The sequence below is a fragment of the Saccharothrix syringae genome (assembly GCF_009498035.1).
GTDB lineage: Bacteria > Actinomycetota > Actinomycetes > Mycobacteriales > Pseudonocardiaceae > Actinosynnema > Actinosynnema syringae.
Genome location: NZ_CP034550.1, coordinates 2,679,162 through 2,704,189, shown reverse-complemented (window position 1 = coordinate 2,704,189; position 25,028 = coordinate 2,679,162). Strand labels below are relative to the sequence as shown.

At 74.5% G+C, this 25,028-nt stretch carries 22 protein-coding genes; 15 read left to right on the top strand and 7 right to left on the bottom strand.

Annotation, left to right across the window (positions count from 1 at the left end; genetic code table 11):
• Positions 1 to 66 precede the first annotated feature (66 nt).
• Positions 67 to 537: a (2Fe-2S)-binding protein gene (locus EKG83_RS12630; RefSeq protein ID WP_033427268.1), complete on the top strand. Its 471-nt coding sequence runs from the start codon at positions 67 to 69 to the stop codon at positions 535 to 537.
• Entirely contained in the window at positions 534 to 2,546 is a 2,013-nt protein-coding gene (locus EKG83_RS12625; RefSeq protein WP_033427378.1) for a xanthine dehydrogenase family protein molybdopterin-binding subunit, read from the top strand. The genes EKG83_RS12630 and EKG83_RS12625 overlap by 4 nt, the downstream gene beginning before the upstream one ends.
• Here the strand turns inward: EKG83_RS12625 and EKG83_RS12620 are convergent.
• Positions 2,543 to 3,082, bottom strand: coding sequence for a TetR/AcrR family transcriptional regulator (locus tag EKG83_RS12620; RefSeq protein WP_033427267.1), 540 nt, complete (start codon positions 3,080 to 3,082; stop codon positions 2,543 to 2,545). The two genes, EKG83_RS12625 and EKG83_RS12620, sit on opposite strands and share 4 nt — an antisense overlap.
• Before the next feature lie 79 nt (positions 3,083 to 3,161).
• Between EKG83_RS12620 and EKG83_RS12615 the strand changes: the two genes are divergently transcribed.
• The 3 genes from EKG83_RS12615 to EKG83_RS12605 are packed head-to-tail and all read left to right on the top strand — an operon-like array spanning position 3,162 to position 4,990.
• Entirely contained in the window at positions 3,162 to 3,614 is a 453-nt protein-coding gene (locus EKG83_RS12615) for a DoxX family protein (RefSeq protein WP_033427266.1), read from the top strand.
• A 15-nt stretch (positions 3,615 to 3,629) separates the two neighbouring features.
• Positions 3,630 to 4,193 (top strand): hypothetical protein, encoded by a 564-nt coding sequence (locus tag EKG83_RS12610; RefSeq protein WP_033427265.1) that lies wholly within the window; start codon positions 3,630 to 3,632, stop codon positions 4,191 to 4,193.
• Between the two features lie 23 nt (positions 4,194 to 4,216).
• Positions 4,217 to 4,990 carry an ankyrin repeat domain-containing protein gene (locus EKG83_RS12605; RefSeq protein ID WP_228122588.1) on the top strand — a complete coding sequence of 258 codons (774 nt, stop codon included), beginning with the start codon at positions 4,217 to 4,219 and terminating at the stop codon, positions 4,988 to 4,990.
• Here EKG83_RS12605 and EKG83_RS12600 read toward each other — a convergent pair.
• From EKG83_RS12600 to EKG83_RS47655, 3 genes are all read right to left on the bottom strand, one after another.
• Positions 4,987 to 6,213 carry an NAD(P)/FAD-dependent oxidoreductase gene (locus EKG83_RS12600; protein ID WP_033427264.1) on the bottom strand — a complete coding sequence of 409 codons (1,227 nt, stop codon included), beginning with the start codon at positions 6,211 to 6,213 and terminating at the stop codon, positions 4,987 to 4,989. The genes EKG83_RS12605 and EKG83_RS12600 overlap by 4 nt on opposite strands.
• 64 nt (positions 6,214 to 6,277) lie before the next feature.
• A complete protein-coding gene (locus EKG83_RS12595) occupies positions 6,278 to 7,861 on the bottom strand; it encodes a RecQ family ATP-dependent DNA helicase (RefSeq protein WP_033427263.1) in 1,584 nt (527 codons plus the stop codon).
• The gene (locus EKG83_RS47655; protein WP_033427262.1) at positions 7,858 to 8,292 is read right to left on the bottom strand and encodes a DUF2243 domain-containing protein; all 435 of its coding nucleotides are present in this window, start codon (positions 8,290 to 8,292) and stop codon (positions 7,858 to 7,860) included. Before EKG83_RS47655 ends, EKG83_RS12595 begins: the two co-directional genes overlap by 4 nt.
• A 277-nt stretch (positions 8,293 to 8,569) precedes the next feature.
• Here EKG83_RS47655 and EKG83_RS12590 point away from each other — a divergent pair, with 277 nt between their 5' ends.
• Positions 8,570 to 9,331: an SDR family NAD(P)-dependent oxidoreductase gene (locus EKG83_RS12590; protein ID WP_033427261.1), complete on the top strand. Its 762-nt coding sequence runs from the start codon at positions 8,570 to 8,572 to the stop codon at positions 9,329 to 9,331.
• Between the two features lie 37 nt (positions 9,332 to 9,368).
• On the opposite strand, the gene EKG83_RS12585 is transcribed toward EKG83_RS12590, so the two are convergent.
• On the bottom strand, positions 9,369 to 10,301 hold the full coding sequence (locus tag EKG83_RS12585; protein ID WP_033427260.1) for an SDR family NAD(P)-dependent oxidoreductase: 933 nt from the start codon (positions 10,299 to 10,301) through the stop codon (positions 9,369 to 9,371).
• Positions 10,302 to 10,416: 115 nt separating this feature from the next.
• On the opposite strand from EKG83_RS12585, the gene EKG83_RS12580 reads away from it, so the two are divergent.
• A complete protein-coding gene (locus EKG83_RS12580; protein ID WP_033427259.1) occupies positions 10,417 to 10,953 on the top strand; it encodes a TetR/AcrR family transcriptional regulator in 537 nt (178 codons plus the stop codon).
• 40 nt (positions 10,954 to 10,993) lie between these two features.
• On the opposite strand, the gene EKG83_RS12575 is transcribed toward EKG83_RS12580, so the two are convergent.
• Entirely contained in the window at positions 10,994 to 12,484 is a 1,491-nt protein-coding gene (locus tag EKG83_RS12575) for a flavin-containing monooxygenase (RefSeq protein WP_033427258.1), read from the bottom strand.
• 69 nt (positions 12,485 to 12,553) lie between these two features.
• Between EKG83_RS12575 and EKG83_RS12570 the strand changes: the two genes are divergently transcribed.
• The 4 genes from EKG83_RS12570 to EKG83_RS12555 all read left to right on the top strand — a co-directional run bounded on the left by EKG83_RS12570 (position 12,554) and on the right by EKG83_RS12555 (position 17,135).
• Positions 12,554 to 13,567: an AraC family transcriptional regulator gene (locus EKG83_RS12570; RefSeq protein ID WP_033427376.1), complete on the top strand. Its 1,014-nt coding sequence runs from the start codon at positions 12,554 to 12,556 to the stop codon at positions 13,565 to 13,567.
• A 271-nt stretch (positions 13,568 to 13,838) separates the two neighbouring features.
• Positions 13,839 to 14,720, top strand: a complete 882-nt coding sequence (locus EKG83_RS12565; RefSeq protein WP_033427257.1) for an SDR family NAD(P)-dependent oxidoreductase — start codon at positions 13,839 to 13,841, stop codon at positions 14,718 to 14,720.
• Between the two features lie 325 nt (positions 14,721 to 15,045).
• On the top strand, positions 15,046 to 16,695 hold the full coding sequence (locus EKG83_RS12560; RefSeq protein ID WP_033427256.1) for a peroxidase family protein: 1,650 nt from the start codon (positions 15,046 to 15,048) through the stop codon (positions 16,693 to 16,695).
• Between the two features lie 2 nt (positions 16,696 to 16,697).
• Positions 16,698 to 17,135 carry a DoxX family membrane protein gene (locus EKG83_RS12555; RefSeq protein ID WP_051764232.1) on the top strand — a complete coding sequence of 146 codons (438 nt, stop codon included), beginning with the start codon at positions 16,698 to 16,700 and terminating at the stop codon, positions 17,133 to 17,135.
• 369 nt (positions 17,136 to 17,504) lie between these two features.
• Here the strand turns inward: EKG83_RS12555 and EKG83_RS12550 are convergent, their stop codons facing one another.
• Positions 17,505 to 18,239 carry a FadR/GntR family transcriptional regulator gene (locus tag EKG83_RS12550; RefSeq protein WP_228122587.1) on the bottom strand — a complete coding sequence of 245 codons (735 nt, stop codon included), beginning with the start codon at positions 18,237 to 18,239 and terminating at the stop codon, positions 17,505 to 17,507.
• Positions 18,240 to 18,309: 70 nt separating this feature from the next.
• Here EKG83_RS12550 and EKG83_RS12545 point away from each other — a divergent pair, with 70 nt between their 5' ends.
• The 4 genes from EKG83_RS12545 to metH all read left to right on the top strand — a co-directional run bounded on the left by EKG83_RS12545 (position 18,310) and on the right by metH (position 24,935).
• Positions 18,310 to 19,038, top strand: coding sequence for a (Fe-S)-binding protein (locus EKG83_RS12545; protein ID WP_033427255.1), 729 nt, complete (start codon positions 18,310 to 18,312; stop codon positions 19,036 to 19,038).
• On the top strand, positions 19,035 to 20,432 hold the full coding sequence (locus tag EKG83_RS12540) for a LutB/LldF family L-lactate oxidation iron-sulfur protein (protein ID WP_033427254.1): 1,398 nt from the start codon (positions 19,035 to 19,037) through the stop codon (positions 20,430 to 20,432). The genes EKG83_RS12545 and EKG83_RS12540 overlap by 4 nt, the downstream gene beginning before the upstream one ends.
• Positions 20,429 to 21,025, top strand: a complete 597-nt coding sequence (locus EKG83_RS12535; protein WP_033427253.1) for a LutC/YkgG family protein — start codon at positions 20,429 to 20,431, stop codon at positions 21,023 to 21,025. Before EKG83_RS12540 ends, EKG83_RS12535 begins: the two co-directional genes overlap by 4 nt.
• A gap of 304 nt (positions 21,026 to 21,329) precedes the next feature.
• Positions 21,330 to 24,935 (top strand): methionine synthase, encoded by a 3,606-nt coding sequence (gene metH, locus EKG83_RS12530; RefSeq protein WP_211268970.1) that lies wholly within the window; start codon positions 21,330 to 21,332, stop codon positions 24,933 to 24,935.
• Positions 24,936 to 25,028: the final 93 nt, after the last annotated feature.

Genomic DNA, 25,028 nt, shown 5'->3' with positions numbered 1-25,028 from the left:
CATCGTTGCCGAATGCGTCCCGGAGCGCCACGATGGGTCCTGCGGGCGGACGGCGAGGAGGCCACCGTGGGGCGATTCCGGTTGCGCGTCAACGGCGGGGTGCGGTCCGTGGAGGTCCCGGGGGACACGCCGCTGCTGTGGGTGCTGCGCGAGCAGCTGGGCGTGCTGGGGCCCAAGTACGGCTGCGGCGTCGGCGCGTGCGGTGCGTGCACGTCCCTTGTGGACGGTCAGGCCGTGCGGCCGTGCGTGGTGCCGGTGGCGCAGGTGGAGGACAAGCGGATCACCACGGTCGAGGGGTTGTCCGAGGACGGCGACCACCCGGTGCAGCTGGCGTGGGTGCACCTGGACGTCGCGCAGTGCGGCTACTGCCAGCCGGGGCAGATCATGGCGGCGGTGGCGCTGCTGTCGCGCAACCCCGACCCGGACGACGCGGAGATCGACGAGGCGCTGCGGGACAACGTGTGCCGCTGCGGCACGTACTCGCGGATCCGGGCGGCCGTGCGCCGCGCGGCCCGGCTGGCGCGGGGTGCGCGGTGATCAACCGGCGGGCGTTCCTGGGCGGCGTGCTGGTCGTGTCCGCGCCGCTGGTGCTGCCGGGATCGGCGTCGGGTTCGACCTCCCTCGCCCCCAACGTGTTCGTGGCGCTCGACGAGCACGGCCGGGTCACCGTGACCGCGCCGAAGCCGGACTCCGGGCAGGGCGTGCGCACGGTGGTCGCGCTGCTGGTGGCCGAGGAGCTGGCCGTCGACCCGAACCACGTGTCCGTGGTGCAGGCGCCCGGCGACCCCGCCTACGGGTCGCAGTTCGTGGGCAACTCGCTGTCGGTGCGGACGCTGTGGGAGCCCATGCGCACCGCCGGCGCCACGGCCCGCTGCCTGCTGGTGACCGCGGCCGCGCGGCGCTGGGGCGTGCCGGTCGACGAGTGCACCGCCCGGGACGGCGCGGTCCTCCACCGGGGCAGGCGGCTGCCGTACGCGGCGCTGGTGCGGGACGCGGCGGCGCTCGACCCGGCCACCGTGCCGGTGACCCTGGTGCCGCCGGAGCGGTGGCGGGTGCTGGGCAGGACCCGCACGGGCCGCGTGGACGTCAAGGACGTGGTGACCGGCCGGGCCCGCTACGGCATCGACAACCGGCCGCGCGGCGCGCTGGTCGCGGTCGTGCTCCGGCCGCCGTGGATCGGCGCGCGGGTCGACGCGGTCGACGACGCCGCGGCACGCGCGGTGCCCGGCGTGGTCGCGGTGACCGCCCTGGAGCCGGGAACGGCGGGACAGGGCGGCGTGGCGGTCGTCGCGCGGTCGATGCCGGAGGCGCTGCGCGGTCGCGAGGCGCTGCGCGTGACGTGGCGCGACGGCACGCCGACCGCGGACAGCCGGGTCTGGCTGGCCGAGCTGGAGGCCGCGCTGCCCCCGCCCGCCGCGGCGCCCGGCCCGGTGGCGTTCGAGGCGACCTACCGGCTGCCGCTGCTCGCGCACGCGCCGATGGAACCGATGAACGCCACCGCGCGGCTGTCCGCGACGGGGCTGGACGTGTGGGCGCCCACGCAGGACCCCGGCGGCCTGCGCGCCGACCTGGCCCGCCGGTTCGGCCTGGCCGAGGCGGACGTGCGGGTGGAGACCGCGCTGACCGGCGGCTCGTTCGGCCGGCGCGCCGACAACGACGTGGTGCTGGAGGCCGTGGCCTGCTCGCGCGCGGCGGGCGCGCCGGTGACCGTGCTGTGGACCCGCGAGGACGACGTGCGGCACGACTCGTACCGGCCGATGTCGGTGCACCGGCTGGCCGCGGTGGTCGACGACGCCGGCGTGCCCACCTGGCGCTCGCACGCGGTGGCCACCTGGCCGTTGAGCGCGCTGGGACCGTTTTTGGGCACGCCCGAGTTCGTCAAGCGCAGCGGCGACCAGTTCCGCTACGCCGTGCCCGGCCCGGTGGACGTGGTGGTGCGGCCCGCGCCGCTGCGCACCGGCCTGTGGCGCGCGGTCTACGCCGGGCACTTCCAGTACGCGGAGGAGGTGTTCCTCGGCGCGTTGGCGCGGCGGGCCGGCCTGGACCAGGTCGAGCTGCGCCGCCGGGTGCTGCCCGCCGGGTCGCGGCTGCGGCGGGCCCTCGACGCGGCGGCGGAGCGGGCGGGCGCGACGCCGGCCGGTGCCACGCGCGGGGTGGCGTGCCACGAGGACTACGGCTCGGTGGCCGCCGTGGTGGCCGATTCCACCGACGGCGGGGTGAAGCGGGTCGTGGTGGCCGTGGACGTGGGCCCGGTGGTGCACCCGTCCGGGCTGCGGGCGCAGGTGGAGGGCGGCGTGGTGGACGCGGTCTCCACCGTCTTCGGCGCGCAGATCACCGTGCGGGACGGGCAGGTCGTGCAGTCCTCGTTCCGCGACTACGCGTGGGCGCGCATCGACGACGTGCCGGAGGTCGACGTCGTGGTGGTGCCGTCGGAGGCGCCGGTGGGCGGGCTCGGCGAGCTGGTCTACCCGCCCGCCGCGGCGGCGTTGGCGATCGCGTCCGGGCACGCCGTGGCGGGCATGCCGGTGGGCGTGGGGATCGGCTAGAACAGCAGGCGGGCGGCTGCCCGCGCGAGCTGCTCGGGGTCCCGGTCGGCGCGGGCCAGCGCGCCGGTGTTCCACAGCGTGGCGAAGCCGTGCACCAGGGACCAGGCGGCGACGCGGGCGACCTCCGGCTCGGCGCCGGTCTGCCCGGCGCCCGCGACCAGGACCTCGCGGGCGCGGGCCTCGGCGGCGCGCACCGCCTCGTCGTCGGCGTGGTAGAGGTCGGGGCGGAACATGACCTCGAAGTGCGCCCGGTGGTCGAGGGCGAAGCGCACGTAGGCGACCCCGGCGTCGAGGAAGTCGCCACCGGCCTCGCGGGTGGCCGTCAGGGCGTCCGCGAGCAGTGCGAAGCCCTCCGCGGCCAGCGCGGTGAGCAGCCCCGCCTTGTCCTTGAAGTGGTGCACCGGCCCGGCGTGCGAGACGCCGACCCGGCGGGCCAGGTCGCGCAGGCTGACCGCGGCGGGTCCGTGCTCGGTGATCGCGGCGACGGCGGCGGCCAGCACCGCCCGCCTCAGGTCGCCGTGGTGGTACGGGCTCATGCCGACAGCCTATCTAGTCATTGACAAGATTGTGTGCGCGGGTGCATCTTGTCGGTGACAAGTTCCTGAGGAGGCAGTCGTGGCACCGTTCATCGCCCTGGTCGTGGTCTCACTGGTCCTGCTGCTGCTGCGCCGGCACTGGTCGGTCGCCCTGCGCGGCGGCCTGGCCGCGATGTTCACCCTGACCGGCGGCGCGCACTTCGTCGGCATGCGCGAGGAGCTGATCGCCATGGTGCCGCCGGCGCTGCCCGAACCCGGGCTGCTGGTCACCGTGACCGGGGTGCTGGAGCTGGCGGGGGTGGCGGGTCTGCTGTGGGCGCGCACCGCGCCGTGGGCGGCGGCCGGGTTGGGCGTGCTGCTGGTGGCGATGTTCCCGGCCAACGTCTATGCGGCGCAGCAGGGTTTGTCGCCTTCGCTGGGCGACCAGCTCCTGCCGCGCACGCTGCTGCAGGTGGTGTTCCTGGCCGCGACGGTGGCGGTGGTGGTGCACCACCGGCGGTCGCGTGTGGTCGAATACAGCCCGGCCACGTGACTTCGGGGGGACGGCTTGGGCAGGGAACAGGCGATCACACTGGTGATCTCGTCGGCGATCGGCACCGCCTTCGGCGCCGGGTGGTGGTTCTCCGCGGTGGGCTCGGTCCCCGCCGCGCGCGTGCCGCTGCTGGTCCTCGGCGTAGTGGCGGTCGTAGCGCTCGGCACGTTGTTCGTCCGCCTCGTCCGGCGCGGCGCGGCCCTGCCACCGGCTCCCGGCGGCACCAACCCCTTCGGCCCGCGCTACGGCATCGCGGTGGCCCTCATGCTCGTGGCGATCTTCGCCGGCTCCAGGGTGCTGTCGTCGGTCCTGGACCTGCCCGAAGCCGTGCCCGCGTGGGTGCTGCTGGTGGTGGGCCTGCACTTCCTGCCGTTCGTCCGGCTCTTCGGCTCCACCCGGTTCCGCACCCTGGCGTGGCTGCTGTGCGGCGTGGCGGTCGTCGGCGCCGCGCTCGGCGCGCTGGGCGCGGAGTGGGCGTGGCGGGCGGTCCCCGGCTTCGGCGGCGCGGCGGTGCTGTGGTCGGTGGCGGCGGCGGGTCTGCTCGACGGGTTGCGGCAGACCGCGGGCGTCCCGCGGTGAACGCGAACTCACCGCACCTCGCGGTGAGGCACGGGCGGGTCGACGGGATCACCGGTGACGTCGACGTGCTGGAGGACGGCCGCAGCGCGCTGTGGCTCGCGGTGTACCTCGACCGGCGCGACTGCGTCGAAGCGCTGCTCGCCGCGGGCGCGGACCCGTGGCGGCCCATGATGTCCGGTTGGTCGCCCGGTCGGCTCGCCGCGGCCGGGCCGCACGCCGACCTGTTCCCCGGCGGGCCCGGCCTGACCGGGGCGGAGGCCGCCGCGGTCGCGGAGGCGCCGCGCCTGCGTGCCGCGCTGCAGGACGACGACTACGTCGACGAGGGCGGCAGCCTGGCGTGCGTGTCGGGCATCGACGTGGCCGAGGCGGTGCGGCGGTTGGGCGCCACCACGCTCGAAGGCGACCACGAGGACGACGAGGAGGTGGACGTCGTCGGTGCCACGGACGTCCCGGGCGGCTGCGTCCTGCACCAGCCCTGGGGCTACGCCGCGCAGATGCCCGGCGTGACGCGCCCGCTGTCCGCGGGCACCACCTGCTACGGCGTCTACGCCAACCCCAAGAGCGGCAACCAGGGCAGCATCACGCGCGACGGCGAGGTCGTCGGGTCGGACCTGCACCCCGGCGGCGAACCGCTGGAGCGCGAACCGGCCGACCTGGTGCTGCTGTCCTACCTGTACCGGCACGACGCGACGGCGTACGCGTGCGCCTACGCCGGCCTGCGGCCGACCGACGCGCGCGCCGTCACCGGTCCGCCGGACGCGTGGTTGCGCCTGCCGCGCACCGACCACCGGACCTAGGCCGCGCGGCTCGTGCGCGACCGCAGCCCCATGTCCTCCAGCACTGCCCGCGCCGCGCGGCGACCGGACACCAGCGCGCCCTGGATCGAGCTGGTGTCCCGGTGGTCGCCGCACACGTACCGGCGGGGCGCGACCCGCACCGGCGCGCGCAGCCGGTGCGGCGCGGGCATGGCGGGCAGCGCCCGGGGCACCTCGTAGCGCGCCAGCACCTCCCAGTCGCGGGTCGGCCTCCCGTACAGCACGGACAGGTGCGCGCGCACCTCGTCCTCGGTCGCCGCGCCGAGCACCGACGCCTGCACCAGCGGCGCGCCCGGCGAGTACTCGGGCGCGACCTCGGAGAGCACCGCCGTGTTGACCACCGGGCCCGCGTCGGCGTCGACCACCAGGGTCGGGTCGCGCAGCGGCGCGACCGGCGGGCGGAGGTACCAGGTGGTGACGCCGTTCCAGGCGGGCGCGCCGAGCCCCGGCAGCAGCCGGTCGGCGGTGGTGCCGTCGGTGGCGACCACGACGTGGTCGGCGCGCACGCGCGTGCCGTCGGCCAACCGCACGCCGTTCCCGACGAGCCCGGCCACCCTCGTGCCCAGGCGCACGTCCAGGCCGCGCGCCAGCTGCCGGGGCAGTTCGCCCATGCCGAACGCGGGCACGGCCGCGCCGCCGCGCGCGAAGCTGCGCCACACGAGGTGGAAGAACCGCGCCGAGGTGGTCAGCTCCGGTTCCAGGAACACCCCGGCGAGGAACGGCTGGAGCACCCCCGCCACCGCCCGCGCGGAGAACCCGAGGCGGGCCAGCTCGGCGCGCGTGGTCCGGTCCCGCCCCTCGGTGATGGCCCGGACCGGGCCGACCAGGTCGCGCACGGACAGCTTCGCCAGCACGGCGAGGTCCCGCGGCCCCAGCACCCGCTGGGTCACCGCGCCGCGCCACGCGTGCACGCCGTCGCGCGGGTCGGCCAGCAGGTCGTGCCGCCCGGCGCGCTGCACGAACACCCCCGGCCGGAAGTGCCGCAGGTCCAACGCGCCCAGGTCCACCGCCGCCAGCGCCGGGTAGGCGGGCAGCAGGATCTGGAAACCCCGGTCGAACCGCACCCCGTCGACCACGTCCGTGCGCACCCGACCGCCGACCCCGTCGCCGGCCTCCACCACCGCGACCTCGACACCCGCACCCGACAGCACCCGCGCCGCGCTCAGCCCCGCGAGGCCCGCGCCGACCACCAGAACATCGACCACGAATAGACGTTAACCACGGTCACCACCCCCCGCACGACGAGTCGCGGGACCGTCCCCCGGACGATCAGGGGTGCCTGCCGAGCACGTCCGCCGCGTGCACCGCCTCCAGCGACAGCGTCTTGTAGCCGACCTCCTCGAACAGCACGGTCAGCCGGTCGGCCTCGCTCTGCACCACCGTCCCGGCGCCCCACTCGGCGTGGTGCACGCGCGACTGCGCCGGGTACTCGGGGTTGGCCGAGATGCCGGTGCCCGCGGCACCGCTGCGGCACGTGTCGCAGTTGCCGCACGCCCGCTCCAGCACCTCGCCGAAGTAGCCGAGCAGGTGCTGGCGCCGGCACGCCCGCGTCTCGGCGTAGGCCCGCAGCACCTCGATGCGCGACTTGTCCAGCCGCTGCAGCCGCTCCGCCTCCTCCACCGCGAGGTCGGCGGCCCGCGCCGGCTCGGCCACCAGCCGGAACCGCGCCTTCTCCACCACCAGCGCGCCGACCCGCTCCAGCAGGTTGACCCCGGTGGTGACCCTGCGGCGCGACCCGCCGAACCCGCGCGCCAGCTCGGTGACCCGCAGCCCCGGCCGCTCGCCGACGTGCGCCGCCAGCGCCAGCAGGTCGTCCCGGTCCACGCGCCGCGACTGGAGGAACCGCTGGAGCCCCAGGTCCTGCGGCCGGTAGAACAGCACGGCGTCGGCCGGCTCGCCGTCGCGCCCGGCCCGCCCGATCTCCTGGTAGTAGGCGTCCAGCGAACCCGGCGCCGACGCGTGCGCGACGAACCGCACGTCCGGCTTGTCGATGCCCATGCCGAACGCGGAGGTGGCCACCACGAGGTCCGCCGCGCCGCCCATGAACGCGTCCTGCACGCGTTCCCGCTCGGCGGCCTTCATGCCCGCGTGGAACGGCTCCGCGCCCAGCTGCTCGGCGTACCGGGCGGCGTCCTTGCGGGTCGCCACGTAGACCAGCCCGGGTCGGGGCGCCTCGCGCACCCAGTCCAGCAGGGCGCGGCGCTTGTCGTCGTCGGAGGCGAACATCCGCACCTCCAGCGACAGGTTGGGCCGGTCGAACCCGATCGCCACCACCACCGGGTCACGCATCCCCAGGTGGGTGATCACGTCCTCGCGCACGGTGGTGCCCGCGGTGGCGGTCAGCGCCAGCACCGGCGGCCTGCCGACCCGCTCGACCGCGGCGCCCAGCCGCAGGTAGTCGGGCCGGAAGTCGTGGCCCCACGCGGAGACGCAGTGCGCCTCGTCCACCACGAACAGCGCGGGCCTGCCCAGCCGCTCCAGCACCTCGGGCTTGGCCAACTGCTCCGGTGACACGAACAGGTAGCGCGCCTCACCGCTCGCCACCGCCTCCCACGCCGCGGCGGTGTCCTCTTCGGACTGCGCGGAGTTGACCAGCACCGCGGGCGGCGCGCCGGCCTCGCGCAGGGACTCCACCTGGTCCCGCTGGAGCGCGATGAGCGGCGACACCACCACGACCAGGCCGTCCAGCAGCACGCCGGGCACCTGGTAGACCGCCGACTTGCCCGCGCCGGTGGGCATGACGACGAACACGTCCCGCCCCGCCAGCACCTGCTCCATCGCGTCCAGCTGCTCCTCGCGCAGCGACGGCCACCCGAACACCTCGGCCGCGGCCGCGCGCAGGCGCCGCTTCACGAGCGGGCACCGGTGCGGCGCGACAGCAGCGCGCCCACCCCGACCAGCACCGCGCCCAGGACCAGGAACCCGAGGTCGTAGGCCAGTTCGCGCGGGCCCGACCGGACGTGGTGCACACCGAGCACCAGGTGGTCCACCACGCCCTCCACCAGGTTGAACACGCCCCAGCCGGCCAGCACGCCGCCCCACAGCACCCGGCCCGGCAGCGGCGCGGTCCGGTTGAGCCGGGCGACGCCGACCAGCACGAGCACCAGGCACAGCAGGTGGAACAGCCCGTCGCCGCGCATGTTGAGGTGCAGGTCGTCGGGGTACCAGCCGGACAGCATGTGGTGCCAGCCCAGGAGCTGGTGGGCCACGATGCCGTCGACGAACCCGCCGACGCCCAACCCCAGCACCAGCGCGGCCGGTGCCACCTTCCAGACGCTCGCCATGCCCGTGTGTTGCCCGGGCGGGGCCGGCCAAACCCCGTGATGTGACGATCAACCCACGCCCCCCCGGGCCGGTGTTCGCGCCCGATTCCGGGGTTTCGCCCCGCCGCTGCGGGAACCGGTGCCGCGGGAACCGGTGCCGCGTGGACGGCGGCGCCGCCGACTGCGTACCGGGACCGGAGTACGCGACAAGCGCGCCGGGCGGCACCGGCGGCGGACCTGCTCGCCGCCCCCAACTGACCGGCAGGCGTCTGGGAGCGCTCCCATGTACGCTCCGCCCATGGTGAGCGTTCTGATCACGGGATCGGCCGACGGCATCGGCCGGGAGACCGCCAAGACCCTGGCCGCCCTGGGCCACCGCGTCGTGCTGCACGCCCGGAACGCCGAGCGGGCCGACCAGGCGCTGGCCGCCGTGCCCGCCGCCGACGGCGTGCTGGTCGGCGACCTGTCCTCCCTGGCGCGGACCCGGGAGCTGGGCACCACCGCAGGCGCCTTCGACGTGGTGGTCCACAACGCGGCCCTCGGCGCCGGCCTGCCCCGGCGGTCGGTCACCGAGGACGGCCTGGAGCTGCTGTTCCAGGTCAACGTCCTGGCGCCCTACCTGCTCACCGCCCTGATGCCGCGCCCGGCCCGCCTGGTCTACCTGACCTCCGGGCTGGAGGCGCAGGGCCGGGTGGACTTCGACGACCTCCAGCACGAGCGCGGGCCGTGGAACGGGATGCAGACCTACTCGGACTCCAAGCTCCTGGACGTGGTGCTGGCGTTCGCGGTGGCGCGGCGGTGGCCGGACACCCTCAGCAACGCGGTGGACCCCGGCTGGATCAAGACCAAGCTGGGCGGGGCCGGCGCGCCCGACGAGCTGCCCAGGGGCGCGGACACCCCGGTGTGGCTGGCCCTGGCCGAGGACCCGGCCGCCCGCGTCACCGGCCGCTACTTCAAGTGGCGCCAGGACCTGCGCGCCAACCCGGCGGCCTACGACGTGGCGGTGCAGGACCGCCTGCTGGCCGTGTGCGCGGAGCTGACCGGGGTGGAGCTGCCCTGAGCCCCGGCCGGTCCCCGTGACCGGCCGGGCACGGGCGTCAGCGGCCGAGGTGCCGCTCGGAGACGTCCCACAGCCGGGTCGCGGCCTCCGGGTCGAGCGCGTGCTCGGCGACCCCGCTCGTCGCGATGCCGGGGGCGGCGGGCAGGGCCTCGTTGCAGTCCTCGAAGTACCGGCCGCCGACGCCCTCCAGCAGCGGGGACGTGGCCAGCAGCACGGAGGTGGCGGCACCCTGCTCGGGCGTCTTCCACCGGTACTCCTCGCCCGCCCGGTCCTTCGCCTGCGCGCGCAGGCGGTCGAGGTCCTCCTGGCTGACGTGCCGCTGGAGGTTGGTCGCGATCCCGCCGGGCATCAGGGCGTTGGCGGTGATCCCGTCGGCGGCCCACCGCTTGGCGGCCTCGACGGCGAACAGGACGTTCGCCGTCTTGCTCTGCCCGTAGGCCGTCCACGGGTCGTAGGGCCGGCGCTCGTAGTGGATGTCGTCGAAGACGACGCCGGACATCAGGTGGGCGCTGGAGCTGACCTGCACCACCCGCGCGCCCTCGGCGGCCAGGTACCGGTGCAGGCCCCGGGTCAGCGCGAAGTGCCCGAGGTGGTTGGTGGCGAACTGGAGCTCCCAGCCCTCCGGCGTGCGGGTCTCCGGCGCGGCCATCACGCCCGCGTTGTTGACCAGCAGGTGCAGCGGCCCGTCCCAGCCGGCGACGAAGGCGGCCACGGACGCCCGGTCGGCCAGGTCGAGCCGGGCCACCCGGACGTCGCCGCCGATGTCGTCGGCCACCCGCTGCCCGGCGGCGGTGTCGCGCACCGCCAGGGTGACCTCCGCGCCCGCCCCGGCCAGGGCCCGGGCCGTCTCCACGCCGATGCCCGACGCACCGCCGGTGACGATCGCGCGCCGACCGGTCAGGTCGATCCCGGCCACGACCTCGGCCGCGGTGGACTCGCGGCCGAACGGGGTGGTGATGCGCTCACTCATGTCTGCTCCGTGTGCTCGGTAGCCGTACACTTCAAGCGGAGGGCCCTCCGGTAGCTCCCAGTTAACCGGAGGCTCCTCCGCTTTTCATGGTGTTCCACGTCACAAGGAGGCACACGTGCCGCGTCCGCTGCGCGCCGACGCCCAGCGCAACCGCGACCGCCTGCTGGCCACCGCGCTGGAGGCGTTCTCCGCCGAGGGCGCGGACGTGGCGCTGGAGTCGATCGCCAAGCGCGCGGGCGTGGGCATCGGCACCCTGTACCGCCACTTCCCCACCCGCGAGGCGCTGGTGGAGGCGGTCTACCGCAACGAGCTGGGCAAGCTGTGCGACGCCGTGCCCGGCCTGCTGGAGACCCTGCCGCCGGACCGGGCGACCAGGGCGTGGCTGGGCCGGTTCGTCGAGTACGTGGCGACCAAGCACGGCATGGCGGACGCGCTGCGCGCGGTCATCGCCTCGGGCGCGGACCCGTACTCGGAGAGCCGCGAGCTGCTCACCGGCGCCATGGCCCGGCTGCTGGACGCGATGGGCCGGGCCGACGTGGTGCCGACCGACGTGCTGGGCACGGTGAGCGGCATCGCCACCGCGGCCGCCGAGCTCGGCCCGGTCGACGGCATGCTGGACCTCGTGGTGGACGGGCTGCGCTACCGGGCCTGACCGGGGGCGCCCACCGCCCCCGACCTCACCGCATCCGACCTCACCGCACCCGGTCGAGCGGCACCGGCCGCCGGGGCGTGCCGGTCAGCTGGCGGCCCAGGTCGCCGCGCAGCGTGGCCACCGCGTCGAGCGGGTAGTTCTGCCGCACCCGCCAGGGCCCGCTGTCCCCCTGCCGCGGGAAGGCGTGGATCGACCGCTGGACGTACCCGGACGCCAGGTCCAGCATCGGCCGCGGGTCGAGCGCCCGGTCCGGCGTCGGCACCACCGCCGCGTACCCCCGCTCGTCCATGAAGTCGACCACCCGGCACACCAGCCGCGAGGTCAGGTCGGCCCGCAGCGTCCACGACGCGTTGGTGTAGCCGACGCACACCGCGAAGTTCGGCAGCCCGGTGATCATCGCGCCCCGCCACAGGAACTGCTCGGACAGCACGACCTCGCGCCCGTCCACCGACGGCGCGATCCCGCCCAGCGCCAGCAGCCGGAGCCCGGTCGCGGTGACCACGACGTCCGCGGGCAGCACCCGCCCGGAGCGCAGCCGGACGCCCTCGGGCACGAACGAGTCGACGTGGTCGGTCACCACCGACGCCCGCCCCGCCCTGACGGCCCGGAACAGGTCCGAGTCCGGCACCGCGCACAGCCGCTGGTCCCACGGGTCGTAGGTGGGCGTGAAGTGCTCGCGCACCGCCGCCGGGTCGCCCAGCGCCCGCCCGGCCAGCCGGGTCAGCACCCGCCGCGCCGCCCGCGGCCACCGGCGGCAGAACTGGTAGAACGCCACGCCGAAGGCGATGTTCTTGCCGCGCGCCAGCCGGTGCGCCACGCGCGCGGGCAGCAGCTCGCGCAGCCGGTCCGCGACCTTGTCCCGGCCGGGCACCGGGCCGATCCACGTCGGCGACCGCTGGAGCATGGTCACGTGCGCGGCGGTCTCGGCCATCGAGGGCACCAGGGTCACCGCGGTCGCCCCGCTGCCGATCACCACCACGCGCTTGCCCGCGTAGTCCAGGTCCTCGGGCCAGAACTGCGGGTGCACCACCTCGCCGCCGAACGACTCCACGCCCGGGAACACCGGGTCGTAGCCGCGCTCGTAGTCGTAGTAACCCGTGCACGAGTACAGGAAGCCGCAGGTGAGCGTGCCCTCCTCGACCGCGCCGGACTCGTCGCGGCGGTGCACGGTCAGCGTCCAGCGCGAGGTCCGGGTGTCGAAGTCGGCGGCGACCACCCTGGTCCGGTAGCGCACGAGCCGGTCGACGCCGGACTCCCGGGCGGTCTCCCGGATGTAGGACAGGATCGACGGCCCGTCGGCGATCGACTTCGGGTCGCGCCAGGGCTTGAACGGGTACCCGAGCGTGAACATGTCCGAGTCCGACCGGATGCCCGGGTACCGGAACAGGTCCCACGTGCCGCCCATCGAGTCCCGCGCCTCCAGGACCGCCACGGACTTGCCGGGGCACCCGGTGCGCAGGCGGTGGGCCGCGCCGATGCCGGACAGCCCGGCGCCCACGATGACGACGTCGACGTGCTCGGGAGTGGTCATGCCACCAGTGTGGTCCGCGCCGTCGGCGGCCTCTTGACCGGGGGCGACAACTATTTGACCCTGGACGACATGACGGTGATCCGGTCCGCGGGCCTGCGGGGGTTCCGGGCGACGGTGGCCGAGCTGGGCGGCCGGGCCGAGGACTACGCCCGCGAGGCGGGCCTGCCGCCGGCCGCGCTGGACGTCGACGACCTGCTGGTGCCCGACCGCGCGCTGACCGCCGTGCTGGAGCTGGCCGCCGAGGGGCTGCGCTGCCCGGACCTGGGCCTGCGGGTCGCCGCCCGCCAGGACTTCGGCATGCTGGGCCCGCTGGCGCTGGCCATCCAGAACTCGCCGACCGTGGCGGACGCGCTGGAGTGCGCGTCCCGCTACCTGTTCGTGCACGCCCGGTCGCTGAGCCTGACCCTGGTCGACGACCCGTACGGCGCACCGGACGTGGCCGCGCTGCGCTACGGCCTGCCGGTGCGGCCGGTGCCGGCGCAGGCGGTCGACCTGGGCCTGGGTTTCCTGCACCGCTCCATCGGCTTCCTGCTCGGCGACCGCTACCGGCTGCGCTCGGTGGAGCTGCCGCACACGCCCGCCGCGCCGCTGTCGGTGTACGAGGAGTTCTTCCAGGCGGCCGTCCACATCGGACGCGAGGCGCCGATGCTCCGGCTGCCGCGCGCCCTGGCGCACGAACCGCTGCCCGGCGGCGACGAGCGCACGTGGCGGCTGGCACTGGCGTTCCTGGCCGAGCAGAGCCCCGGCGAGGACGCGAGCACGGCCGCCCGCGTGCGCGCGGTGCTCACCCGCTCCCTCGGCACGATGCCGCCGGAGGTCGGCGTGGTCGCCCGGCTCGTCACCCTCCACCCGCGCACCCTGCAGCGCCGCCTGGCCTCCGAGGGGACGACGTTCGCCGCGGTGCTGGACGAGGTGCGCCGGGAGGCCGCCGAGCGCTACCTGACCACCACCAGGATGCCGATGAGCCAGGTCGCCGGCCTGCTGGGGCTGTCCGAGCAGTCGGCGCTGAGCCGGTGCTGCCGGCGGTGGTGGGGCACCACGCCGAGCGCCGTCCGCCGCCGGGGGCGGGGTGGCGGGGTGTGAGGTCGCCGGTGGTGAGGTCGCGGGTGTGCGGTCGCCGGGCGCGAGATCACCGAGCGCGAGACCACTCGGGGTGACGCCACCCGAATCGGTGCCGACCAGGCCGGTGCCGACCAGGCCGGCGTCGACCAGGCCGGCGTCGACCAGGCCGGCGTCGACCAGGCCGGCGTCGCCTGTGGTCAAATTCCTGTCGCCCGGGGTCAAGCCGGGCCGTCGCGCATCCGCCACACTGGGCCCCGCACCGGGTTCCCAGCACCGCCCCCGAGGAGGCCGCATGTCCCAGCTCCCCCGCTACCGGTTCGCCGGCGGCACCGCCGTCCTCACCGGCGCGGCCAGCGGCATGGGCGAGCAGATGGCGTACGGCCTGGCCCGGCGCGGCAGCGACCTGGTGCTGGTCGACCGGGACGCCGACCGGCTCGCCGAGGTCGCCGGCCGCATCCGCGGCGTCGCGGTCGACCGGGTCGTGGCGGACCTGGCCGACGTGGCGGGCCTGGACGCGGTCGCCGCCGACCTGCTGGCCCGGCACCCGCGCGTCACCCTGCTGGTCAACAACGCCGGCGTCGCCCTGGGCGGCACCTTCGACCAGGTCGCCGCCGAGGAGTTCGACTGGGTGGTGGACGTCAACTTCCGCGCCCCCGTGGCGCTCACCCGCCTGCTGCTGCCCCGCCTGCTGGAGTCCCCGGGCAGCCACGTGGTCAACGTGTCGAGCCTGTTCGGCCTCATCGCCCCGCCCGGCCAGACCGCGTACTCGGCCAGCAAGTTCGCCCTGCGCGGCTTCACCGAGGCGCTGCGGCACGAGCTGGCCGACCGGGGCGTCGGCGTGACCTGCGTCCACCCGGGCGGCATCCGCACCCGCATCGCCGAGACCGCGCGCGTGGCCCGGGGCGTCGACCGGGCCGAGGCCGAGGAGGGCAAGGCGAACTTCGCGAAGCTCCTCACCTACCCCGCCGACAAGGCGGCGGAGCAGATCCTGGCCGGCGTGGAGAAGCGCCGGGGCCGCGTGCTGATCGCGGCGAGCGCGGTCGTGCCCGACCTGCTGGCGCGCCTGTTCCCCGCCTCGTACATGGGGGTGATGAACCGCCTGCGCCCGGCCGCCGCGCGCCGCGCCTCCGCCCCGGGGTCCGCTCAAGGCACCACCGGCTCACCGACCAGGTAGGCACCTCGTCGGGGCCCGCGCCGGTGATCCTCACCGTGTGATCGATCCTCCGTCCTCTTCGGACCGCAGGACGTTTTCGCCCAGGATCAACGATCACCCACCCCCGCCTGCGCCCTCCCTGAGACCTCCGACGCCCGCGCCCCAAGCCGGAAGTCCCTGACCTGCCGGTTGCCAAGCCGTCTGGACTAACGCGGCCGGCGCCGGCGCCGAAAACCCACGTATCCGATCAACGAACCCTGGTACATGTGGAGTACAGGGCGATCACAGGGGGTGTTCGCCTTGGCCTCCGGTTCACCCGGAGGTGTGAAACAGACCAGGGGGGTCCATGAGAAAGCACGGCACCAGCAGCTTCTTCGTCGTGGGCGAAGGAGTGCTGGAGTTCGACCGCACGGGGGTGGCTACCGTGCGCCAACCGATGACGGTGGAGGAGTTGCGCCGGTTCCGCTTCTCGCGCCTGGGGCCGGAGGGGACCCCGCTCGACGAGGAGACCCGGATCGCCCTCGCCACCGCCATGACCGCGGCGGGTCCGCAGCCGGACTCCGCGAATCCGCCGATCCCGGCGGGCTTCACCTACCTCGGCCAGTTCGTCGACCACGACCTGACCATGGACCGCACCGAGTCGCAGCTGGGGCAGGACGTCAACCTCGACGACCTGGTGCAGGGCCGGTCGCCGGCGCTGGACCTGGACTCGGTGTACGGGCGGGGGCCGGGCGACCCCAACGACCGGGCTTTCTACGCCGCCGACGGGGTCAAGCTCAAGGTGGGCGCCACCGCGCCCGTCGCGTTCCCCGACGAGCGGACCAACGTGTCGCTGGAGGGGTTCGACCTGCCGCGGTTCGGCGCGGCGGGCGCGACGGGCGCCGACCGGCGGCGACCGCTGATCCCCGACACCCGCAACGACGAGAACCTGGTGGTCGCCCAGACGCACCTGGCGTTCATCAGGTTCCACAACCGGGTGGTGGACGAGCTGGCGCTGCGCGGCCTGAGCGGGCGGCGGCTGTTCACCGCGGCGCGCGAGGAGGTCGTGCGCCACTACCAGTGGATGCTGCGGCACGACTTCCTGCCGCGGATCGTCGACCCGGCCATCGTGGACGACGTGTTCACCAACGGCAGGCGCTTCTTCGAGGCGCCCGGCCGGGGGCTGCGCCCCACGATGCCGCTGGAGTTCTCGGTGGCCGCGTACCGGTTGGGGCACAGCCAGGTCCGGGGCGCCTACCAGTGGAACCGGGTGTTCAACACCAACGGCCCCGGCGGGATCGCCACGCTGTTCCTGCTGTTCGTGTTCACCGGGACCTCGGGCAACTTCGACCCGGGCTCGACGCTGCCGGACCTGGACGACCCGAACTCCGGCACGGTGGACGTGCTGCCCACCAACTGGATCGCCGACTTCCGCAGGCTGTACGACTTCACCGAGGTCGACCGGCCGGACCTGGTGCCGCCGACGCCGAACGGCGGCAACGTGACCAAGCGGATCGACTCCCTGCTGGTGGACCCGCTGGCGCAGCTGCCGGCGGGCACGTTCGGCGGGCGCGGCACCGAGTTCACCGAGATCCAGCGCAACCTCGCCTTCCGCAACCTGACCCGGGCGGGCATGGTCCGCCTGGCCTCCGGGCAGCAGATGGCGGAGCTGTTCGGCGTGCCACCGCTGACCGCCGAGCAGATCCTCGTGGGCAACGGTGGCGCCGTGCTCGACGGGCTCACCGACGCGCAGAAGGACGCGGTGACCGCCGCGACCCCGCTGTGGTTCTACGTGCTGCGCGAGGCCGAGGCCAACAACGGCCTGCTCGGGCCGGTGGGCGGCCGGATCGTGGCCGAGACGTTCCACCGGTCGATCGAGGGCAGCCGCACCTCGATCGTGCGCCAGCCCTCGTGGCGGCCGACGTTCGGCCCGGACGACCGGACGTTCCGGATGACCGACCTGCTCCTGTTCGCCTTCGAGGGCAAGGCGGACCTGCTCAACCCCCTCGGGGACTGAGCGTGGCGACCCGCTCGGTCGAGCGGACCACCCCGCGGGAGCGGCTCGACCGCTGGGCCGCTCCCGCCCTGCGGTGGTCGATCGCCGTGGTGTTCCTCTGGTTCGGCGCGCTCAAGGTCACCGGCGCCTCGCCGGTGGCGGAGCTGGTGGAGGCGGCCGTGCCGTGGGTGGACCCGGGGTTCCTGGTACCCGCCCTCGGCTGGTTCGAGGTCGTGCTGGGGCTGGTGCTGCTGCTCGGGTGGCTGCCGCGGCTGACGCTGGTCGTCGCGGCGGTCCACCTGGTCGGGACCTTCCTGGTCTTCGTCCAGGCGCCGACCCTGGTGATCTTCCACGGCAACCCCCTCCTGCTCACCACCAACGGCGAATTCGTCCTGAAGAACGTGGTGCTCGTCTGCGCGGTCCTGGTCCTCCTGGGCCGGACCACCACCCGGACGAGCTGACCACGCGGTGCGCCGGCCCCCGGTCCTCCCGGGGACCGGCCCACCGCCCCCGCGCGTGTCCTCCACTCCAACACCGCGTGTCCTCCACCCGGACACCGCAAGTCCTCCACTCGGACACCACGAACGCAGAACTCACCACTCCTGAACGTTCGACACGACGGTCCCGAACGTTCGACTCGCGGTGCCTGAACGCATGACACGCGGTGCCTGAACGCATGACACGCGGTGCCGGACCGGAGGACACGCGGTGTCCGACTGGAGGACACGCGCGGTGAAAGCGCTCCCACCCGGCGTGTCATGCGTTCAAACCGCGCGAGTCATGCGTTCAAGCCGGGCGTGTCATGCGTTCAAGCCGCGCGAGTCGAACGTTCAGGGCCGTCGTGTCGAACGTTCGGGGCCGGTGAGTTCCACGTTCGCGTGCCGGGCCCACTCGCGGTGGAAGCCGCGCACGTGGCGGGTCACCCGGGTCGCCGCCAGCTCGGCGTCGCCCTCCCGCACGGCGCGCAGGATGCCCCGGTGCTCGCGGCGCAGCCGGACCGCGGTGCGCGACCAGTCGGGCAAGGCCCGCACCGCGTCCGTCACGGTCCGGTGGATCGCGTCCCGCAGCGCCGCCATGACCGCGGTGTTCACCGCGTTGCCCGCCGCCGCCGTGAGGGCCACGTGGAAGTCCGCGTCGAGCTGGTGGAACGCGTCGGCGTCGAGGTCCGGCGCCTCCATGCGCGCCAGCAGGTCGGCGGCGCGGGCCAGCTCGGGGTGGTCGGGCGTCCGGGCGGCGGCGCGCACCGAGTGGCTCTCGACCATCACCCTGGTGTCGACCAGGTCCGCCATCGGCAGCCGCCGCGTGGCCAGGTGCAGCCGCAGCGCCGCGCCGAGGCCGCCCGCGGGATCGGCGATCACCGTCGTCCCCGCGTCGGGCCCGGACCCGACGCCGCTGCGCACCACGCCCATCGCCTGGAGCACCCGGATCGCCTCGCGCACGGTCGCCCGGCTCACGCCCAGCTCCTCGGCCAGCCGCCGCTCGGCGGGCAGCTGCTCCCCCACGCCCAGCCTGCCCGCGGTCAGCTCCGACTCCACGTGCCGCAGCACCGCGTCGTACCCGGACACCCGCGCCTCCCCGCTGTGGTCAGACCACATACCTGGTGTGGTCTGACCACAGAGTCTAAGCTGCGGAGGCGTGAGAGTCGCGCTGTTCGTCACGTGCCTGGTCGACGGCCTGTTCCCGGACGTCGGCAAGGCCACCGTCCGGCTGCTGGAGCGCCTGGGCCACGAGGTGGTCGTGCCGCCGGCCCAGACCTGCTGCGGCCAGATGCACATCAACACCGGCTACGCGGGCCAGGCGCTGCCGATCGTGCGCAACCACGTGCGGGCCTTCGAGGGCGCGGACGTGGTCGTCGCGCCGTCCGGGTCGTGCGCGGGTTCGGTGCGCCACCAGCACGCCGCGATCGCCCGCGAGCACGGTGACGCCGGGCTCGCCGAGGCCGCCGAGGACACCGCGAGGCGCACCTACGAGCTGTCCGAGCTCCTGGTGGACGTCCTGGGCGTCACCGACGTCGGCGCGTACTTCCCGCACCGGGTCACCTACCACCCGACGTGCCACTCGCTGCGCGTGCTCAAGGTGGGCGACCGGCCGCTGCGGCTGCTGCGGGCCGTGGAGGGCATCGACCTGGTCGAGCTGCCCGCGGCCGAGACGTGCTGCGGTTTCGGCGGCACGTTCGCGCTCAAGAACGCCGACACCTCCACCGCCATGCTCGCCGACAAGATGAGCAACGTCATCGGCACCCGGGCCGGCGTGCTCACCGCGGGCGACTCGTCGTGCCTGATGCACATCGGCGGCGGGCTGAGCAGGCTGCGCAGCGGCATCCGCCCGCTGCACCTGGCGCAGGTCCTGGAGCACACCCGATGAGCACCTTCCTGGGCATGCCCGCCGGCCGCGGCAACCTGACCGGCGCGCCGTTCCCCGAGGCCGCGCGCGAGGCCCTCGGCGACGCCCAGCTGCGCCGCAACCTGGCCAAGGCCACCACCACGATCCGGGCCAAGCGCGCGACCGTGGTGGGCGAGCTGCCGGACTGGGCGGCGCTGCGCGCGGCGGGCGCGGCGATCAAGGACGACGTGCTGGCCAACCTGGACGAGTACCTGGTGCGGTTCGAGGAGGCGCTGACCGCGCGCGGCACCCACGTGCACTGGGCGCGCGACGCCGACGAGGCCAACCGGATCGTCACCGACCTGGTCACCGCCACCGGCACCCGCGAGGTGATCAAGGTCAAGTCCATGGCCACCGCCGAGATCGGCCTGAACGAGGCGTTGGCGCGGGCGGGCGTGCACGCGGTCGAGACAGACCTGGCGGAGCTGATCGTGCAGCTCGGCCACGACCGGCCCAGCCACATCCTGGTGCCCGCGATCCACCGCGGCCGGGCCGAGATCCGGGAGATCTTCCGGCGCGAGATGCCCGACGTGGACCCGGACCTGACCGCCGACCCGCGCGCGCTCGCCGAGGCCGCGCGCGAGCACCTGCGGCGCAAGTTCCTGACCGCGGACGTGGCGATCTCGGGCGCGAACTTCGGCATCGCGGAGACCGGGTCGCTGGTGGTGGTGGAGTCCGAGGGCAACGGCCGGATGTGCCTGACGCTGCCGCGCACGCTGATCAGCGTGGTGGGCATCGAGAAGATGCTGCCGACGTGGCGGGACCTGGAGGTGTTCCTCCAGCTGCTGCCCCGGTCGTCCACCGGGGAGCGGATGAACCCGTACACGTCGGTGTGGACCGGGCCGACCGAGGGGCAGACCAGCCACGTGGTGCTGGTGGACAACGGCCGCACGGCGGTGCTCGCCGACCCCGACGGGCGGGCGGCGCTGCGGTGCATCCGCTGCTCGGCGTGCCTGAACTCGTGCCCGGTGTACGAGCGGACGGGCGGCCACGCGTACGGCTCGACGTACCCCGGGCCGATCGGCGCGGTGCTGTCGCCGCAGCTGACCGGGGTGGCGCGGAACCCGACGCTGCCGTTCGCGTCGTCGCTGTGCGGGGTGTGCTACGACGTGTGCCCGGTGGCGATCGACATCCCGTCCATGCTGGTGCACCTGCGGGGGAAGGTGGTCGAGGCGGGGCGGACGACGCCGGAGTCGACCGCGATGCGCGCCCTGGCGTGGGTGATGTCGGACGCCCGGCGGTGGCGGCGGTTCGCGCGGCTGGGGAAGTTCGGGCGGACGGCGAGCAGGCACGTGCCGCTGCCGGGCTGGTCGACGGCCCGGGACGTGCCGCAGCCGCCGCGGCAGACGTTCCGCGACTGGTGGGAGGCGCGATGAGCGCGCGTGACGAGGTGCTGGCGCGGGTCCGGCGGGCGAAGGGCAGCGCGGCGGCACCCGTGCCGCGGGACTACCGCGCGGCCGGTTCCCGCGGCCCCGGTGACCCGGTGCTGTTCGCCGAACGCCTGCGCGACTACCGGGCGCGGGTCCGCGTGGTACCGGCCGACGACCTGGTCGCCGCCGTCGCCGCCGCCCTGCGGGAACGCGGTGCGCGCCTGGTGGTGGCCGCTCCCGGCACGCCGCCGGAGTGGGCCCCCGACGCCACCCGCACCCCCGTGGACGTCGCGACCCTGGAACGCGCCGACGCCGTGCTGACCGCGTGCCACGTCGCCATCGCCGAGACCGGCACGATCGTCCTGGACCACGACGCCGCCGACCAGGGCCCGCGCGCGCTGACCCTCGTGCCGGACTACCACCTGGTCGTGGTCCGGGCGTCCCAGGTGGTCGCCGGGGTGCCCGACGCCGTGGCCGCCCTGGCCGACGTGCGCACCCAGACCTGGATCAGCGGCCCGTCCGCGACCAGCGACATCGAACTGGAACGCGTGGAAGGCGTCCACGGCCCCCGAACCCTGGAAGTAATCCTCACCACCTGAAACCCGCGCGAGTCCTCCACTCCGGCACCGCGTGTCCTCCGCTCAGGCACTGCATGTCCTTCACTCGCGCACCTGCACCACAGGTCGGACTGGAGGACACGCGGTGTCGGACTGGAGGACACGCGGTGTCGGACTGGAGGACACGCGGGTCTCAGGGGGTGGGAGGGGGTGTCCGGATTTGCGGATGGCGTTACCATCGACCGTGCGGTCGAGAGGCGCTGCAACGGGTGACCAGCCCGCCACGCTCGGTCGTGAGCAACGCAGGTAAGGGCGCCTCCCACTGAAGTTCAACGGGAGGCTGAGCGTGTCGGAAAACGCCCTGCGTGAGCTGCTGGACCAGCGCGTCGCCGTGCTCGACGGCGCCTGGGGCACCATGCTGCAGGGGGCCGGTCTCACCCCCGCCGACTACCGGGGCGACCTGCTCGGCGACCACTCCCACGACGTCACCGGCGACCCGGACCTGCTCAACCTCACCCGCCCCGACGTCATCCTCGACGTGCACCGCCGGTACCTGGCCGCGGGCGCGGACATCACCACCACCAACACCTTCACCGCGACCTCCATCGCGCAGGCCGACTACGGCCTGGAGGAGCTGGTCCGCGAGATGAACCTGCGCGGCGCCCAGCTCGCCCGCCAGGCCGCCGACGAGGCGGGCGGCCGGTTCGTGGCCGGGTCGGTGGGCCCGCTCAACGTGACCCTGTCGCTCTCGCCCCGGGTGGAGGACCCGGCGTTCCGCACGGTCACCTTCGACCAGGTCCAGGCCGCCTACGCCGAGCAGATCGGCGCGCTCGCCGAGGGCGGCGTCGACCTGCTGCTCATCGAGACGATCTTCGACACGCTCAACGCCAAGGCCGCCGTGGCCGCCGCCCGCGAGGTGGCGCCGCACCTGCCGCTGTGGATCTCGGTCACCATCGTCGACCTGAGCGGCCGCACGCTGTCCGGGCAGACCGTCGAGGCGTTCTGGAACTCCGTCGCCCACGCCGACCCGCTGGTGGTGGGCGTGAACTGCTCGCTGGGCGCCACCGAGATGCGCCCGCACGTCACCGACCTCGCGCGCTTCGCGGGCACCTACACCGCCAGCCACCCCAACGCGGGCCTGCCCAACGCGTTCGGCGGCTACGACGAGACCCCGGAGGAGACCGCCGCACTGCTGCGCGGCTTCACCGAGGAGGGCCTGGTCAACATCGTCGGCGGCTGCTGCGGCACCACCCCGGCGCACATCGCGCGGATCGCCGAGGTGGCCAGGGGCGCCCGGCCGCGCCCCGTGCCCAGGCCCGCGCAGCGCACCCGGTTCAGCGGCCTGGAGCCGTTCGAGATCGGTCCGGACACCGGGTTCGTGATGATCGGCGAGCGCACCAACGTGACGGGCTCGGCGAAGTTCCGCAGGCTCATCGAGTCCGACAACCACCAGGCCGCGGTGGAGGTGGCGCTGGAGCAGGTGCGCGGCGGCGCGAACCTGCTGGACGTCAACATGGACGCCGACCTGCTCGACAGCGAGCGGGCGATGACCACGTTCCTCAACCTGATCGCCACCGAGCCGGAGATCGCCCGCGTGCCGGTGATGGTCGACAGCTCGCGGTGGAGCGTGCTGGAAGCCGGGCTGAAGTGCGTGCAGGGCAAGGGCGTGGTCAACTCGATCAGCCTCAAGGAGGGCGAGGAGCCGTTCCTGGCCCAGGCCCGCCGCATCCGCGACTTCGGCGCCGGCGTGGTGGTGATGGCGTTCGACGAGCGGGGCCAGGCCGACACCACCGAGCGCAAGGTGGACATCTGCGCCCGCGCCTACGACCTGCTCACCCGCGAGGTCGGGTTCCCCGCCGAGGACATCATCTTCGACCCGAACGTGCTCGCGGTCGCCACCGGCATCCCCGAGCACAACGGCTACGCCAAGGCGTTCCTGGAAGCGATCCCGCTGATCAAGCAGCGCTGCCCGGGCGCGCGGGTCAGCGGCGGCATCTCGAACCTGTCGTTCTCCTTCCGCGGCAACGACACCGTGCGCGAGGCGATGCACTCGGCGTTCCTGTTCCACGGCGTGCGCGCGGGCCTGGACATGGGCATCGTCAACGCGGGCCAGCTCGCCGTCTACGAGGACATCCCGGCCGACCTGCTGGAGCTGGTCGAGGACGTGCTGTTCGACCGCCGCCCGGACGCCACCGACCGGCTGGTGTCCTTCGCCGAGACCGTGGCGGGCAAGGGCACCAAGCGCACCGTGGACCTGTCGTGGCGCGAGGCGCCGGTGGAGCAGCGCCTGTCGCACGCCCTGGTGCACGGCGTCGTCGACTTCATCGAGGCGGACACCGAGGAGGCCCGCCTGGTGGCGGCGCGCCCGCTGGACGTCATCGAGGGCCCGCTGATGGACGGCATGAAGGTCGTCGGCGACCTGTTCGGCTCGGGCAAGATGTTCCTGCCGCAGGTGGTGAAGAGCGCGCGCGTGATGAAGCGCGCGGTCGCCTACCTGGAGCCGTTCATGGACGCCGAGAAGGAGGCCGCGATCGCCGCGGGCCGCGCCACCGAGTCGCGCGGCAACGGCAAGGTCGTGCTGGCCACGGTCAAGGGCGACGTGCACGACATCGGCAAGAACATCGTCGGCGTGGTGCTGGGCTGCAACAACTACGAGGTCATCGACCTGGGCGTGATGGTGCCCGCGGCGAAGATCCTCGACACGGCGGTCACCGAGGGCGCGGACGTGGTCGGCCTGTCCGGGCTGATCACGCCGTCGCTGGACGAGATGGTGTCGGTGGCCGCGGAGATGCAGCGGCGCGGGTTGAAGCTGCCGCTGCTGATCGGCGGCGCGACCACGTCCCGGCAGCACACCGCGGTCCGCATCGCCCCCGCCTACGACTCGCCCACGCTGCACGTGCTCGACGCGTCGCGGGTGACCGGCGTGGTGTCGGCGCTGCTGGACCGGGACCGGGCCGAGGAGCTGGCCGAGGCGACCCGCGCCGAGCAGGAGCGGCTGCGCGAGGAGCACGAGAAGCGGCACAGCACCCCGCTGCTGACCGTCGAGCAGGCCCGCGCCAACCCCGAGCGGGTGTCCTTCGAGGACCTGCCGACGCCGCCGTTCACCGGGGTGCGGGTGGTCGAGCCGGGCCTGGCCGAGCTGCGCGAGATGATCGACTGGACGTTCTTCTTCCTGGCCTGGGAGCTGAAGGGCAAGTTCCCGAAGGTCCTGGAGACCAACCCGGCCGCGCGGGAGCTGTTCGACGACGCCAACGCGATGCTCGACGAGATCGTGGCCGACGGCTCGCTGGAGCCCCGGGGCGTGTACGGGTTCTGGCCCGCGCGCTCCGAGGGCGACGACATCGTGGTCGGCACCACGCGGCTGCCGATGCTGCGCCAGCAGACGAAGAAGCCGCAGGACCGCCCGAACCGCTGCCTGGCCGACTACGTGGCGCCCGAGGGCGACCACCTGGGCGGGTTCGCGGTGGCGATCCACGGCGCGGACGAGCTGGCCGCGAAGTACGAGGCCCAGCAGGACGACTACCGGGCGATCATGGTCAAGGCGCTGGCCGACCGGCTGGCCGAGGCGTTCGCCGAGCACGTCCACCTGCGGGTGCGGCGCGAGTGGTTCGAGCCGGGCGCGAACCCGGCGCTGGAGGATCTGCACGCGGAGCGGTTCCGCGGCATCCGGCCCGCCCTGGGCTACCCGGCGAGCCCGGACCACAGCGAGAAGCGGGAGCTGTTCGCGCTGCTCGGGGCCGAGGAGGCGGGCCTGGGCCTGACCGACTCGTTCGCCATGACGCCGGCGGCGGCCGTCAGCGGGTTGATCTTCGCGCACCCGGACTCGCGGTACTTCACGGTGGGGCGGATCGGGCGCGACCAGGTCGAGGACTACGCGCGGCGGCGCGGGACGTCCCTGGCCGAGGTGGAGCACTGGCTGCGGCCGAACCTGGCCTACGAGCCCGAGGTCTGAGGCGGCGCCGGAACCTCGGCGGCGCGCCGATCACCGGCCGCCGGTCGACGTGGGCGGTCGGCCGGTCGGTCTGCGCGGGCACGGCGTCCCCGG